The sequence below is a fragment of the Salinimonas iocasae genome (assembly GCF_006228385.1).
GTDB classification, from domain to species: domain Bacteria; phylum Pseudomonadota; class Gammaproteobacteria; order Enterobacterales; family Alteromonadaceae; genus Alteromonas; species Alteromonas iocasae.
This window is the reverse complement of the sequence record NZ_CP039852.1, coordinates 2,670,094-2,685,340: the sequence shown is the minus strand read 5'-3', so window position 1 is coordinate 2,685,340 and position 15,247 is coordinate 2,670,094. Positions and strand designations below refer to the sequence as shown.

Annotated in this window: 12 protein-coding genes; 6 read left to right on the top strand and 6 right to left on the bottom strand. The window is 46.5% G+C overall.

Translation table 11 applies throughout. The annotated features are described in order from the left end of the window. The first annotated feature begins 81 nt into the window (after positions 1-81). The 3 genes from queE (at position 82) to FBQ74_RS11900 (ending at position 3,391) form a co-directional block, all read left to right on the top strand. The gene (queE, locus tag FBQ74_RS11910; RefSeq protein ID WP_139757953.1) at positions 82-729 is read left to right on the top strand and encodes a 7-carboxy-7-deazaguanine synthase QueE; all 648 of its coding nucleotides are present in this window, start codon (positions 82-84) and stop codon (positions 727-729) included. Positions 730-756: 27 nt separating this feature from the next. Continuing rightward, positions 757-1,650 carry a type 2 periplasmic-binding domain-containing protein gene (locus FBQ74_RS11905; protein ID WP_139756873.1) on the top strand — a complete coding sequence of 298 codons (894 nt, stop codon included), beginning with the start codon at positions 757-759 and terminating at the stop codon, positions 1,648-1,650. 130 nt (positions 1,651-1,780) lie between these two features. Further along, entirely contained in the window at positions 1,781-3,391 is a 1,611-nt protein-coding gene (locus FBQ74_RS11900; protein ID WP_139756872.1) for a GAF domain-containing hybrid sensor histidine kinase/response regulator, read from the top strand. 21 nt (positions 3,392-3,412) lie between these two features. Here the strand turns inward: FBQ74_RS11900 and FBQ74_RS11895 are convergent, their stop codons facing one another. From FBQ74_RS11895 to FBQ74_RS11875, 5 genes are all read right to left on the bottom strand, one after another. Further along, on the bottom strand, positions 3,413-4,594 hold the full coding sequence (locus FBQ74_RS11895; RefSeq protein WP_139756871.1) for a M56 family metallopeptidase: 1,182 nt from the start codon (positions 4,592-4,594) through the stop codon (positions 3,413-3,415). Then, positions 4,587-4,979 (bottom strand): BlaI/MecI/CopY family transcriptional regulator, encoded by a 393-nt coding sequence (locus FBQ74_RS11890; RefSeq protein WP_139756870.1) that lies wholly within the window; start codon positions 4,977-4,979, stop codon positions 4,587-4,589. Before FBQ74_RS11890 ends, FBQ74_RS11895 begins: the two co-directional genes overlap by 8 nt. Positions 4,980-5,185: 206 nt before the next feature. Next, a complete protein-coding gene (locus FBQ74_RS19060; protein ID WP_205912255.1) occupies positions 5,186-7,594 on the bottom strand; it encodes a hypothetical protein in 2,409 nt (802 codons plus the stop codon). Positions 7,595-7,870: 276 nt separating this feature from the next. After that, positions 7,871-9,538 (bottom strand): asparagine synthase B, encoded by a 1,668-nt coding sequence (asnB, locus tag FBQ74_RS11880; RefSeq protein ID WP_139756869.1) that lies wholly within the window; start codon positions 9,536-9,538, stop codon positions 7,871-7,873. A 242-nt stretch (positions 9,539-9,780) separates the two neighbouring features. Further along, complete coding sequence (locus tag FBQ74_RS11875) at positions 9,781-11,451, bottom strand: M28 family metallopeptidase (RefSeq protein ID WP_139756868.1); 1,671 nt, start codon at positions 11,449-11,451, stop codon at positions 9,781-9,783. 70 nt (positions 11,452-11,521) lie between these two features. Here FBQ74_RS11875 and FBQ74_RS11870 point away from each other — a divergent pair, with 70 nt between their 5' ends. Next, positions 11,522-12,385 (top strand): DUF3025 domain-containing protein, encoded by an 864-nt coding sequence (locus FBQ74_RS11870; RefSeq protein WP_139756867.1) that lies wholly within the window; start codon positions 11,522-11,524, stop codon positions 12,383-12,385. Here the strand turns inward: FBQ74_RS11870 and FBQ74_RS11865 are convergent. Next, positions 12,371-13,075, bottom strand: coding sequence for a Yip1 family protein (locus tag FBQ74_RS11865; protein ID WP_139756866.1), 705 nt, complete (start codon positions 13,073-13,075; stop codon positions 12,371-12,373). The genes FBQ74_RS11870 and FBQ74_RS11865 overlap by 15 nt on opposite strands. 168 nt (positions 13,076-13,243) lie before the next feature. On the opposite strand from FBQ74_RS11865, the gene FBQ74_RS11860 reads away from it, so the two are divergent. Both FBQ74_RS11860 and FBQ74_RS11855 read left to right on the top strand, forming a co-directional pair. Further along, positions 13,244-14,020 carry an ABC transporter ATP-binding protein gene (locus FBQ74_RS11860; protein ID WP_139756865.1) on the top strand — a complete coding sequence of 259 codons (777 nt, stop codon included), beginning with the start codon at positions 13,244-13,246 and terminating at the stop codon, positions 14,018-14,020. Positions 14,021-14,024: 4 nt separating this feature from the next. After that, positions 14,025-15,218 (top strand): ABC transporter permease, encoded by a 1,194-nt coding sequence (locus FBQ74_RS11855; RefSeq protein WP_139756864.1) that lies wholly within the window; start codon positions 14,025-14,027, stop codon positions 15,216-15,218. The last annotated feature ends 29 nt before the right edge of the window (positions 15,219-15,247 follow it).

Genomic DNA, 15,247 nt, shown 5'->3' with positions numbered 1-15,247 from the left:
TTTAACGAAACTTGATAAAATTGCAAGAGAACTTGCAGTCAGGGGAATATATTGGGCGCGCAGCAATTAAGTATTAATGAGATGTTTGAGACCATTCAGGGCGAGGGGGTTTACACAGGAGTACCCTCAATCTTTATCCGCCTTCAGGGGTGCCCGGTCGGCTGCCCCTGGTGTGATACCAAGCACACCTGGACATTAGATGATGCGTTTCTGACCACATCCGACAACGTAATAACCAAAACGAAGGAAAGCGAAGCTTTTTTTAATACCGACGGTCAGTCAATTCTGACATTGTTTTCCCAGCAGGGTTATAAGGCGAAACATATAGTCATCACCGGCGGGGAACCATGTATGTACGATTTGACTGAGGTTACCAGTCTTCTGCACGATAATGGTTATTCCACACAAATTGAAACCAGCGGTACGTATGAGGTTCGCTGCGCCCCGGAAACCTGGGTGACCGTTTCCCCGAAAGTGGATATGAAGGGCGGGCTTCCTGTACTTGAAAGCGCGTTGAATCGCGCAAATGAAATTAAGCATCCGGTCGCCATGCAAAAGCATATTGAGGAACTTGATGCATTACTGGCAAAGCTGGATAAACCCTGTTCTCACGTTTGTCTTCAGCCGATAAGTCAGCAGGAACGCGCCACGGAACTTGCAATAAAAACCTGTATTGCGCGAAACTGGCGCTTGTCGCTACAAACGCACAAATATATCGGCATTGAATAATTGATAAGGCTTCGCCAGGAGTGAAAAATGCTTTTCAGTCATCGAGTTAAATGGATGTACATCGGGCTGTTTGCCCTGGTTATGCTGTACGCGGGCCCGGTCCAGGCGGCGCTATGGTCTATTACCTATCCGCGGCCGCTGACTGACAACGATATGCGGGCTGAGTATCCGGTAGCTCTGTTAACGCTGGCTCTGGAAAAAACGGGCGTTAAATACTCGCTATTACCTTCAGAACGCATTCTTTTACAGGGCAAAGCGCTTCGTCGGTTAAAAGAAAACCGCGAAGTTAATGTGGTCTGGAGCATGACGGATGTCCAGCGAGAAAAGGATTTGCTGCCTATCCGTATTCCGATTGCCAAAGGACTGATTGGCTGGCGGGTATTCCTGACGACTAAAAACCAACTAAACCGCTTTAGTCAGATCGACTCTAAATCGGGGTTACGGGCGATGACGCCTGTCCAGGGCGAAGAATGGCCGGATACAAAAATTTTGCAGGCCAATGGGTTTAATGTCTTTACCGTACCGGAATACGAAGAGGCAATGGGAATATTGCAGACTCGCCAGGCCAGCTTTTTTCCCCGCTCGGTAATTGAAGTTATCAGTGAGCTTGAAAGCGGCACCCTGCCTGCTGATATCGTGCTGGAGAAGCGCCTTGCACTTTATTATCCCACCGCAATGTACTTTTTTGTAAATCGGGGTAATCCGACACTGGCTCGTCTTATTGAGACGGGATTGCAACGAGCGATTGAAGATGGCTCATTTGATGCGCTGTTTGAATCTACTTATCAGGAAACATTTAAACGCCTCGACCTCGACAAGCGACAGATTTTTATGCTGGATAATCCGGCATTGCCAGAGGGCACGCCGCTAGAGAATAAAGCGTTATGGCACCAGCCTCGCGGTACAAATGTCAGGCGATAAAGTGGCAAAGCATGAGGCTCCCGAGAGGGTGGTTAACAATTAAGTGATAAAGAAACTGGCATCAGCAGCTAACTGGTCTATAGTGTGAGAACAAGTTTCACTCAAGATATTGATTTTAGTAGCTTATAGCATGCGTAGCGCCCCTGAACCAAAAGATGAAAAAGCACGCCTGGAGGCGTTATATCAGTACGATATTCTGGATACTGAAGCTGAAGATGTGTTTGATGATTTTACCCGTATGGCATCGCAAATTTGTGGTACGCCCATATCGTTAATCAGCCTGGTCGATGCAAGGCGCCAGTGGTTTAAATCTAAAGTTGGGCTTGATGCGACAGAAACGAGCAGAGATGTTGCATTTTGTGCTCACGCAATTCTTCAGGAGGATATCTTCGAGGTTTCAGACACGCTGGAAGATGAGCGGTTTCGCGATAATCCCCTGGTTACTGCCGATCCCTATATACGTTTTTATGCAGGGGCGCCACTGGTCTCATCTGAAGGACATGCCATCGGCACACTTTGTACTATCAGTGATAAGCCTCAGCAACTCAATGCGCATCAGCGTGAAGCGCTCGCGGTTTTAGGCCGTGCAGTTGTATCGCAACTTGAATTACGGCTTAAAATACGCCAGTTAGATAAGGCCAATCAACGTAAAACCGATTTTTTATCCACTATTAGCCATGAATTCAGGACGCCGCTTAACGCGATAATTACACTAAACCGACTCATGCTGGAAGAGACTGAAAATACTTCCCTCCCGGCTATGTTTTCTGAGTATATGACCCACATTGATTATAGTGGGAAGCGGTTACTTGATTTGGTTAATTCGGTATTGGATCTGAGTAAGATTGAAGCAGGCAAAATGGATGTCGCTGCGCAAGATATCGACACTAAACTATTTTTTGATTCACTCAGGGGCATGATGGTGCCAAGAGCAAAGGAGCAACAGCTGGGGTTTTCACTCGAGCTTGATGAGCAAGTTCCTTCTGTTCTGTTCTATGATGAGTCGAAACTAAGCCAGATTATCTTAAACCTGCTTAGTAATGCTATTAAGTTTACGCCGGCCGGTGGCAAGGTTTCACTTTCTGTGTCCTGTCACGAGCAGCACTTGTTGATCAAGGTTACAGATAACGGGATCGGCATCGCGCAGGAAGATATCTCGCTGCTTTTTGATAAATTTACTCAGGTTGGCAAATACAAAAAAACGGAAGGGAGCGGGCTCGGGTTAGCCATTACGAAAGGCCTGGTTGACCTGATGGAAGGTGATATTAAGATTGAGAGCTCGCCGGGGCAGGGGACATCAGTTGAAATTGACCTGCCTCTTGTGACTGGTGGTAACCAGTCATCTGAAAAAGCGGGGACGCAGGGCACGTTTAACACGCAGGCTGCAGTTCTGGTGATTGAAGACAACCTAATCAATCAAGAGGTCGCCAAAGCTGTTTTTCAAGCGCTGGGTTTAACTATCGACCTTGCGGAGAGTGGCGAGGAGGGGGTGGCAATGGCCAGCTCAGCGTCGTATGATTTAATTTTTATGGATTTGAATCTTCCGGGTATTAGTGGATGGGAAGCCACGAAACAAATTCGTAGTCTTGGAGTTTCCACGCCGGTGGTTGCGTTATCAGCAGATGTATTTGAGGATGATGACAGCCAATACACTCATCGCGGTATTCAAAGCTTTATCACCAAACCTATTGATAAAAGCGCGTTAATTGAGGTGCTTACCACCTATATACCCTTAAAATAAAGGAGGCCAGGCCTCCTTATATTATTTAGCAGTGTTTTCTTTACCCGATGACTCAGGCGGACCCAGTCTGAAATCCAACTGAACCAACAAACCGGTTTGCCGTTGCGCCACACCACCCTGGATGCGAGGTTTATATTTCCATTGTTTTAGGGCCTCCACGGCACTTTTATCAAACACACCCTGAGGGGACGACTTCACAACACTGATATTGTCAGTAGCGCCGTTTTCGGTGATATCGAACTTCAGTACGACTTCACCTTCCATTTCATTATTAGCGGCCTTTTCCGGGTAAGCCGGGTGGACGCGTTTTACCGGCGATGCTTTAGCTGCTTCTTCGGGTTTTACAGTCTGAGTTGAAAATTTAGCCAGCGCGGTGTTTGTGCATAGTGCACCAACTACGACAACGGAGGCCAGGATAGTCGCTTTATTGACGACTCTGGGATGTTTGATTGCATTTAGACGTTTCAGCATTGTGCTTTTATCTCCTAATGTAGGATAAAGGTTGATGTGACTTACAGAATGCTCAGCACACAGCACAAGTGCTTTTGCATAGATAAATTTTTCCTCTGGTGAGCTGCTATCCAATACAGCCGCATCACACGCTATCTCCTGACTAGTTCGGAAGGATCTTGCTGCCAGCCATACAACCGGATTGAACCAGAACACGGTTAACAGGCATAAAGCCATACAGTTCCAGATGTGGTCATAGTGAGAACGGTGAGTGCGTTCATGCTTTAAAATAAGTGCTTGTTCCTGCTCGTTAAACTGGGATGAAAACATCGAGGGGACCAGTATCCGGGGTTTGACCGCACCAAATAGCATGGGGGAGCTAATGGCATCGGAGGCGAAGACAGGTGCATGGTGATTGCTATCTGACTTAATTGTTCGGGCGATGCGTAGGTGGTAACTAACCGTATATAAGATTAGAGCAGTGGCACCGCAAGCCCAGCCGACTAACATCCAGTCATTATCGTTAGTGGCTAGCGCGGGACCGATACCCACTACGTAATAGCTAATACTATTCGCCGGGAGCGATATCAAACCTGTCGGCACGTTATTTAAAAACAATATACCGGGTACGAGTAGCCACAACCGATACGTGAACTTTACACCGAGCTTACCGGTAAGAAAAGTCTCCAGGCATATCAGTAGAAGAAGGCTAGCAGTCAGCGGTAACTGCTGAGCAACAATCCATTCAATCATTTTTATCTTCCCATGCTTCAATAAACGCTTTAAGTTCGTCGACATCCTGTTTTGAAAGACTATTCTGATTAGCGAACCCGGCGACAAGTGGGGCTACCTTTCCTTTGAACAAGCGACTGACGAAATGCTGGGTTTCTTTCTCTGCATAGAGTTCACGGGCAATAAGCGGGTGATATAAGTACTGCCGCTGATGCTTTTCAAATCCCAGTACCTGCTTTTTCACCAAGCGGCCTAACAATGTTTTAACCGTTTTATCATGCCAGGGTTTTCGCTCATTAAGACGGTTTACAACTTCACTGGACGTCACCGGAAAGTCATCCCAGATAACATCGAGCACATCAAACTCAGCACTGGAAATTTCTGGTTTAGAAGGAATATCAGCCATGTACTTACCTATTGATTACAATTGTAGTCCAATGGTTAGATTACATGTGTAATCAAAATGTGCAAGTGTTTTTTGAATAAATATCGTTCGATGATAGTTGTTATCGTGAAACGTAATGATGAATTTACTAGCGTATTTCAGGACGGGACAAGGGCATAAAAAAAGCCTGGCGGTAACAGCCAGGCTTTTTCTTTTGAGAATATCAATTATTTGATTTTCAGTCTTCGACGAATGGAAAGCAGTGCCAGGGAGAGCAGCCCTGCGATACCCAGTGAGCCGCCACCGCCGCTGTCTGAGTCGCTGGATGAACCACCACCTGTGCCGCCGCCGGAGCCGCCGCCAGAACCAGAATCGCCACCGTCGCCAGAGTCGCCGTCGTCACCTGAATCGCCGTCTCCATCATCGCCAGAGTCACCGTCGTCACCCGAATCACCGTCATCGCCGCTATCTGAAGTCATTGATTCGATGAAGCCGACTTGTTTGTAAAGGCGGCTATCACCAAAGGTAACTTTCACAATAGAAAACGGTTCGTCGGTACCATCGAACAGATCAGCCGGCGCGTTAATGTCCACCGTAGTGTTTCCACCATCCTGAGTAACATCAAATTCAGGCGTCCAATCCGAAAATCCTGAAACGATACTTACCGAAATATCTCCGCTATCAATAGTATCGGTAACAACGACCTGTGCCTGACCGCCGTCGCTGTTAACTTTACCTACCAGCGTTGGCGCCGTAGCGCGAGGAATAGCCTCGTACATTCCACGCATATCCAGGCTCAAAGAGTACGTTTCACTGGTTCCGGCAAGATTAACGAACATACGTAGCAACTGTGGCTGAATTTCACTGTTAGTCAGCTGCTCGATCCAGTCCAGTGAATCTTCATAGTTTTCACTGATTTCAAACGTTAGTTCGCGGTTATTGCCTTCCCCGGATGCAGAGACCGTCAGGAATTGCTGAATAATATCCGCATCTTCATAAAGAATATCAGCAAATGCATCGCCGGTCAGTTTAGAGAAGTAAACATCGATTTGATCGTTAGATACGTCCGCATCATCAACATAAACCGGAACAGTTGTACTCGAGCCAGGTACGGTCGACACATTCACGTTGTCGACGAAGAAGCCTGCGTCGCCACGATATTCCTGCATTACCCGGATGATGGGCAGAGTATTGCCGTCAAGTTCAATCCAATTAACAACGATTAGACAGGAGCTAGTCGATGCATCTATCGCAACAGAAGACTGCGTTGCCCCCAGCGCTATTTCAGTGTTGCCTTCGCCTGTCGTATAAACGCCCAGATCAGTACGATACAGGTTACATGTGTAGCCTGAGCCAATCAGGGTTTGTTCAACCGCACCAGGCATTGGTGTCCAACTTAGCGTAACATCAGATTCATTCCGGGTTAGCGATGACGAGCTCTTGAAATTATCGCTGTTAACAGACAGCTTGGCCGTCTTACGCAAAAATTGCGCATTGTCTGCAGCTTCATCGTTGCTGTCATCAACACCGATATTTATGCCATCCACCACTTCATTGGGATTAGAGAAGAAGACAACACGTTCAGCATCCGCATCGTTACTGGAAGCCATAATAGTCGCAACTTCCGAAGGCTCTAAAAATGCGTAGGGGATAGCGCCAGGGACCGTTTCTTCTAACGAACTGCGCTCATGATTCAGTGCCAGGTTGTGACCAAACGCGTGAGCAAGTTTATCGCTGCTAAATGGCAGATAGCGCACGTGCGACTCTTTAACAAAACGCAGGCTTTGTTCAGCATTCATTGGGTTATTGTTAACCACAACCCGGGTATTCGCGCGACTATCAAAGTTATCGTCAAAGTCACTGATATGCATGGTGCTGATGAAGTCGACTTCACCAGAGCCAAACTCCGCTTTCGCCATGACATCATCGCTGGCCCAGAAGCCACCTTCATCGTCAGCAATAAGGTAATAATTTTTCACATCGACAGAGACATCATCAACACCGGCTTCAGCAAGTGCAGTGTTAAAAACGGCAAGGTCCTGCTCTAAAATCGATTGCGGGGAAATATCATCATTCGTGTCGGCAGCACCTGCTTCGGCAGTAACGAAGGTGTCAGCAGAGATGAAAAATGCTGCGCCGGCACCTTCAGGGAGTTCTGAGATTGTTTCGCTAACGGTACGTTTCGTATCGTAGCTTGATGGGCGAAGCGTATGCCAATAGGGCGCTGCTGAAGTTTGCTGGACGCCGGGCACACCTGGTTCATTACCGGTGACCTTGACGTGATACCGTGAAAGCGTGCCGCCGGTATTGGTCAGGCTTAAGCTTTTCTGAACGCCATCTTCGAACAATATTGCGCTTAGCGAGTTGCTGCGCTCACGAATGACCAATTTATCTGCTGAATCAGACGCAGTATAAGTATATGTCTGCCCGAACTGATCCGCAGTTTTAGAAGAAAACATATAAGCCGTATCATTGATGATGATGTCCCGCTTATGGGTAAGAGCTTGTTTTACCTCTGACAGATTCGTCGAGGTGACTGATTCACGCTTAACAGTGTAATCAGGTTGTGCTGCAGCAAATCCGTTTTGAGAAAACGCCAGAGCGACAGCGAGTGTGAGTGTTGCTTTCTTGAGCATAACAATTCCTTTCCTTATTGCTAATGACCACCCATTAACAACCCTTTTTTATTGGTATTGCCGTTTATATCAGTCATAAATCGGAAAAGATCACACTGTGACTCATGATTTTGTATGATGATGTGTCAGCACTTTCCAATGGCCTGAAAGCCGTTACCCTGGTTGCGTAAATGGGGTACTCATCTAGTGTAACGGAATTTTTGTTATTACACCCGTATAAGCTGCGATGCAGCGAAAATATAGGTGACAGCAGGACGCCGTCACCGGTAAGTAAGATTAGGTACCGCTGTGAACCCCTTTCATTGAGCGACCTGAGGGATCAGCGTTTTGCCTGAAGCTTTCATCCCACTCCAGCGCTTCGGCAGTACTACATGCGATAGATTTGCCGCCCGGTACACACCGTGCAGCGCTTTCCTGAGGAAAATAGCTTTCAAAGATAGTTCTGTAGTAATAGCCTTCTTTGGTATCAGGCGTATTTACCGGAAAGCGAAAGTTGGCTGTAGCGAGTTGTTGGTCTGTAACTTGCTCCTCAACGAAGGCTTTCACCGAATCGATCCAGGAATAACCAACGCCATCGCCAAACTGTTCCTTCTGACGCCACAGCACTTCTTCTGGCAAGGTATTGCCGTCATCAAATGCTTTACGCAAAATCCATTTTTCCATTTTCCCTTCAAGACACATTTTATCTTTCGGGTTAAGCCGCATGGCGACATCAATAAAGTTTTTATCCAGAAAAGGAACCCGCGCCTCGACGCCCCATGCACTGGTCGCTTTGTTGGCACGGGCACAGTCGAACATATGAAGTCGCTCAAGCTTGCGCACTGTTTCTTCATGAAATGCTTTTGCATCGGGGGCTTTATGAAAATACAGGTAGCCGCCGAATATCTCGTCAGAGCCTTCTCCCGAAAGCACCATTTTAATACCCATGGCCTTTATCTTACGGGTCATAAGATACATCGGCGTTGCTGCGCGGATAGTTGTCACATCGTAAGTTTCAAGCTTATAGATCACGTCGCGGATAGCATCCAGACCTTCCTGAATCGTAAAGTGAACTTCATGATGCACCGTGCCAATTTTGTCGGCGACTTTTTTGGCCGCGATGAGATCAGGTGAGCCCTCCAGACCAACAGCAAAACTATGCAGGCGTGGCCACCATGCATCTGTTTTATCTTCATCTTCAACACGTTTGGCAACATACTGAGCCGCGACCGCCGAAACCAAAGATGAATCGAGTCCACCAGAGAGCAGTACGGCATAGGGGACGTCTGACATGAGATGAGATTTTACCGCTTTTTCAAACGCAGCTTTAAGTGCGGGCAAATCCGTTTCATTATCAGCAACATTTTCATATTGCATCCAGTCACGCTGGTAATACTGAGTCAACTGACCATCTTTGCTCCACAGGTAATGCCCTGGCGGAAACTCACTGATAGTCTTACACATGGGGGCGAGCGCTTTCATTTCTGAGGCAACATAAAAGTTACCGTGCTCGTCATAGCCGGTATAGAGCGGAATAATGCCCATATGATCACGGGCAATCAGGTAGGCGTCCTGTTCGTCATCATAAAGAATAAAAGCGAACATGCCTTCCAGCTCATCAATAAAAGATACGCCCTTTTCTTTATATAACGGCAGAATAACCTCGCAGTCAGAGCGCGTTTTAAAAGGGTAGGGGGACGCCAGATTGTCAGCCAGCGCCTTATGATTATATATCTCACCATTAACAGCGAGAATATGCTGATTATTCTGACTGATGAGCGGTTGCGCACCAGTGTCTACATCAACAATGGCCAACCGTTCATGACACAGAATGGTATTATTATTATTCCAAACACCAGACCAGTCAGGGCCACGGTGGCGCAATAACTTAGCAAGCTCCAGGGCTTGGGTTCTGAGTTCGGACACATCGGTTTTGATGTCCAGGATACCGAAAATACCACACATAAAACGGGCTCTCTCTATCACAAATTAAAAAAGTGGTGTTTTCTGTCGTGTGCTGTAAAGCGTCGCGATTTTATTGTTATTTTTGATGTACAGCCCTCTTTACGAATGTGCCATTGTGACATGAAATTGCAAGCTAAAACTTCATATTCATTGCGTATACAGAGCCGGATAACAAAAAAGCCACCCGAAGGTGGCTTTGCAAGCGTTATATGTGCAACAAACAATGTCGTAGCGAAGCTACCTTATTGATCGCTTTTTCTCTGGAACTCGCTTTGCTTACTCCATTGTGGCCACTCTTCAGCATTAGCCACATGTACACCCACATCAAAGAGCATCTTTGTATCCTGAGCGATACCGCTTAGGTCCCAGTCATCGCGAAATTCATCACATACCTGATGGTAGCAACCCGTTACAATTACATTCATGCGTTTGCGATACTTTGCTGTTTCCTCATCAGCAGGTTCGCTGCCACCTTCTGCATACAGCGCGGGAACACCCTGCTTAGCAAAGCTGAAGTGATCAGAGCGGTAGTAGTAGCCTGCTTCAGGTTTATCTTCCTGAGTCAGTGTTCTGTTCTGACGTTTTGCTGCGTCAGCCAGGTAGGTCTCCAGATCGGACTTTCCTTTTCCTACCACCGCAACATCTTTAGTTTTGCCTAATACATTCATAGCATCCATGTTTATGTTCGCAACGGTGTTCTCCATTGGAATCACAGGATTTGCGGCATAATATTTTGAGCCGAGTAAGCCTTGCTCTTCTGCCGTCACGACTAAAAAGCTAACAGAGCGGTCAGGTCGAGGCGAAAGCTTGCTGAATGCTTCAGCCATTACCAGGCTGGCAGCTGTGCCGGTGGCATTATCATGGGCACCGTTGTATATCTGATCGCCTTCCAGTGAAGCGTCTTTGCCCAGATGATCCCAGTGAGCGGTATAAATAACGTGCTCATCAGGTTTTTCTGCGCCAGGTAATGTCGCAATCACGTTATTGCTTTCGGACTTCTCAAATTTATTTTTAACCGTTACTGATGCCTGAACATCCATAGGTTGATGGTAAGGCCCCTTCATGGCTTTTGCTTTTTGTGCGGAGAAATCCATACCGGCATCGGCAAATACCTGCTTAGCTGCGTCCAGCGTCAGCCAGCCCTCAACAGCGACCCGACTGGCGCCGCCATCTTTGCTAACCAAACCATATTGAGGGCCACTCCAGCTATTGGCAACCACTGACCAGGGGTATGATGCGGGTGCTGTTTCATGAACAATAATAGCGGCAGCGGCTCCTTGGCGGCTGGCCTCTTCATATTTATAACTCCAGCGACCATAATAAGTCATGGTCTTACCCTGAAATTTGCCCCCTTCAGCGTTTTCAAAACCCGGGTCGTTAATTAGCATGACGACTGTTTTGCCCTCTACATCAATACCCTCGTAGTCGTTCCAGTCGTACTCTGGGGCATTCACGCCATATCCAACAAAAACGACATCTGAGTCTTTTACTGAAATTTCGTTTTGTTCACGCTTTGACGAAGCTACCATGTCACTTTTATATTCAAACGTATTGTTGCCAATAGTCATCTGCATATTCGGATCGGCTGTAATTTCCATCAACGCCACTTTTTGCAAATAACTGTCACCATTACCAGGCTTGAATCCCGCCGCCTTGAACTGTTTAACCAGATAGTCTAACGTTTTCTTCTCACCCGCGGTGGTGGGTAGCCGGCCTTCAAACTCATCTGAAGCTAACGTCTTTAACGGCGCTTTAATTTTGTCAGCGGTAATGCTGTTATACGCTTCATCGAAGTTAGACGGGGCGTTAGCGGTGGTAGCTGAATCTGTTTGTTGCGCGTTATTCTTTGGTTCTGAACAGGCTGTAACCCCTAACAGGGCAGGTACCAGTACAGGCAAAAAGATTTTTCTCATTGTTGGTCTCTGTTTGCTCTACAATAGGGCTTAGTATAGAGAAACTCACCAGGCGAACCAATACTGATTTATGAATTCGAACGGCACATCATGGTCTTCTGTCTTTTCTGATAGCTTTCAGTCTCCACTTATTCCTCAGTTGCTCAAGCAGTTAACATTGCATCAATACACTACATTTCCCACAGCATTACAGCTCAATCATGCTGCGTCCACGCTAACAACAGGTAAATGGGAAGGTCCTGTGTTTAAAGCGCAATCTGCTTTTGATGGTGCTGATAATCGCTATTATGAACAGATTATTGCGCAGGATACTGCAGTACCAACCCGGGAAAATGACTGGCACGATTTATTTAATGCCTGTATCTGGATGCAGTTCCCTAAAACAAAGTGGTATCTGAACCGACTGCACGTTGAAGATATCCTTCATCACGGATTGCATCCCCGTACAAAAAGACGAAATCATATTACCCACTTCGACGAATGTGGCGTTGTACTGGCCGTCCCTCAACGACATCTAACAGACGCGAATGCGGTATTACAACACCTGGCGTTTCATGAATGGGACGAGGCGTTTTTGAAACATCAGTCTGCATGGGGAGATATCATCCATCCCCGCATATTCGGTCATGCCAATTACGAAATGCTGTTGAATCCCTTCATCGGTCTTACCGGAAAATGGATGGCGGTTATTGTGGACGATATGTTTGAAGCATCAGACTTCAATAGTCAGAATCAATTACTTGATGAGGCGATAGAAACAAGGATTATGTCTTTGGAGGGATTTGCGGTTCGAAGTGCGCTGCCGCCGCTACCTTTACTTGGTGTTCCTGGCTGGCACCACACACAAAACAGCGTGTTTTATGCCAACCAGGAATATTTTCGCCCGCTGCGGGGCAAGCCCCGTAACGAGCAGCTGCCTTTATGCAACAAGTAAAACGATAGCCCAGATACCGTAAATCAGCACGTAAGGGGCTAAAACAATTACAGCCGCTTTCTTTGTAGAGAAGCTCGTCCACTGCGTAATCCCTACGGTCGCAAGGTACATGGTCCAAAGAGTAATAATGCTGGCTGCCTGAGCCAATGCTAACCATGATGAATGAATGTCGACACTAAACAGGTAAGCAAGTGAAAGTGGTTGCAGTACATTAGGCGATATCTGATGGGAGTCGGCCATGGCTAATAAAATGAGCGCAACAATAGAAGATATCAGCACTGGCATCATTATCCACCAGGTAAAACCGTACCAGTCGGTAAAGCCCTGGACATTTTTCTCATCAGATTTCGTGGCAAGGTGCAGGTACAATGCTACCAGTGCATTGAACAGTGTAATGCCAATTAAGGGGCCGACAATTGAAGAAATTGTGTACAGCTTGGGGCTTTGCGCGCTACGAAACTGTTCCATTTCAGCGGGAGATACATCGCCCATGCCAGCGGCTGTCATATCCACGAACCATTGAAAATCAATCATGGAAAAATACAGGTAGCTGGGTAAGATGGCCGCTATCATTACAACAATAAACGGAATCCAGGACCAATTGTTCTTGTGTGCCAGTGCCTGGAAGACCCCGCGCGGTTTGAAAAAGATATTATTACAAGCTTGCAGCGGGTTAGTGACAGTTTGCATCCGGTGCTCCTTTTAAAATCTAATACTGTCGTGTGGATGCATAGCATACCCTTTTTTATCAGCTAAAAACTGTACCTGAAACATCTTGAAGCAATTTTTTTTATAAGTTGTAATTTTCGTGCAGTAAAGTGGACTGCGAAAGCAGTGCTAATTTGTTAGGGAGCAACAATGATAACAATAAGTCACTTAGCGAAAAAATTCGCGGTGGATAACCCCAAAAAGCTAAGTGAGCAGGAACGACAAGATCCACGTCTTAGCGGTAAATTTTTCCATTCTGTTCAGGATGTATCGTTAACCTGTGAAAAAGGCGAGGTGGTTGGCTTGCTTGGTCCTAACGGAGCTGGAAAAACAACAACGTTGCGCATGCTTTCTACGGCCTTAAAGCCTGACAGCGGTGATATTCAGATTGATGGCAATAGCGTTGTTGCTAAACCTTTACTCGCCCGAAAAGCAATCGGGTTCCTGTCTGGCGCGACAGGTTTATATGGCAGGCTTACCGGGCGTGAAAATATCGAATATTTTGGTCAGCTGCACGGTATGTCGAAAGCGGCTATTGATACCAAAATTGATGAACTTTCAGAAGTATTGGAATTGCACACATTCCTGGACAGAAAGTGCGATAACTTTTCTACCGGCATGAAACAGAAAACAGCCATTGCAAGGGCAGTTATTCATAACCCTTCACTGGTGGTTCTGGATGAGCCTACTACGGGGCTGGATATTATGGCAGCGCAAACAGTACTCAACTTTATTAACGGGCTAAAAGAGCAAAACATACCCGTTATCTTTTCAACTCACCATCTTGGTGAAGTTGCCGAGTTGTGTGACAAGGTTACGGTCATCAACAATGGTCGGACAGTCTTTAATGATTCACTGGCCAGCTTCAAAGCATTGGCACCTGACTCATTACACCAGGCATTTTTAACCACGCTATCAGGGAAATAGATCCATGTGGAAGGTATTTTTAAAAGAACTGAAAGAAGTCGTCAGAGATAAGAAAACGATGTTTTTTATGATTCTGCTTCCCCTTCTTTTATTTCCTGTGATCATTGGTGGTGTGGCTTACTTTTCAAGTAAAGCCGCTCAGGACGCGCAAAATAAGGTTCTCAAATACACGTTGTTAAACGCTGGGGCGGCCCCTACGCTTGCTACTGTCATTCAGGAAGCTGAAGGGTTTGAGCAGGTTGAACTGGCTGATGGAATTGATATCAGGCAGTGGGTGAAAGACGAACATGTAGACTTCGTACTGGAATTTCCTGACGGGTTTGTTGCGCAACCTCTGGCGTCTGGTCAGCATAACGTGCAGCTTTACTACAACGGAGCTGGGTTCAATGCCATAAAATCAAGGCTGGAAAAGCTTATTGAACCTATTGCATCCGAGGCGCAAAGAGAGGCGTTTAATTCGCTGAATATCACTGAAGAGCAGCAAAAGGTGCTCATCACACCTATTTCACTTGAAGAAATAAATGTGGCTGATACGCGCGAGAACATTGGTGAAGTTATCGGCGGGATGGTTGCGTACGTCGTTTTCATTCTGTGCCTTCAGGGAGGCATGATACCGGCTGCAGATCTTGGTGCGGGCGAAAAAGAGCGAGGCACACTCGAAACACTTCTGATTTCTCCTATCGACAGAAACAAAATTGTGTTTGGCAAATTTCTGACTATTGCCGTAGCGGGTGTGACCACCGCGCTCATAACAGTCCTTAGTATGGCAATATGGGGCGTAATAGCAGGTCAAGGGCTCGCGATTGAAGCGATAAGTAATTTTCTGGTAGCAATTGATGTGCTTGATTTGATTCTGGTGTTTCTGATGCTGATTCCGGTCGTGGCGATCTTTTCAGCACTTTTACTCAGCCTTTCTATCTATGCCAAAACATTTAAGGAAGCTCAGGGATACATGGGGCCATTGGTAGTGTTCGTCATTGTGCCTGTTGTGCTTGCTGCGATGCCGGGAATTGAGCTTGAAGGCGTCTGGGCGTGGGTACCGCTTACAAATGTCGCATTGGCTATGAAAGAGCTTATAAAGGGCACCATGGATTACTATCAACTGATCGGTATATTTGCATCCACAGCGATAATTGCCGGGCTATTGTTGGGCTTTTGCGTCCATTGGTTTAATAAAGAAAAAGTACTTTTCAGATAATAAAAAAAGGCGTTCCTGATGAACGCCTT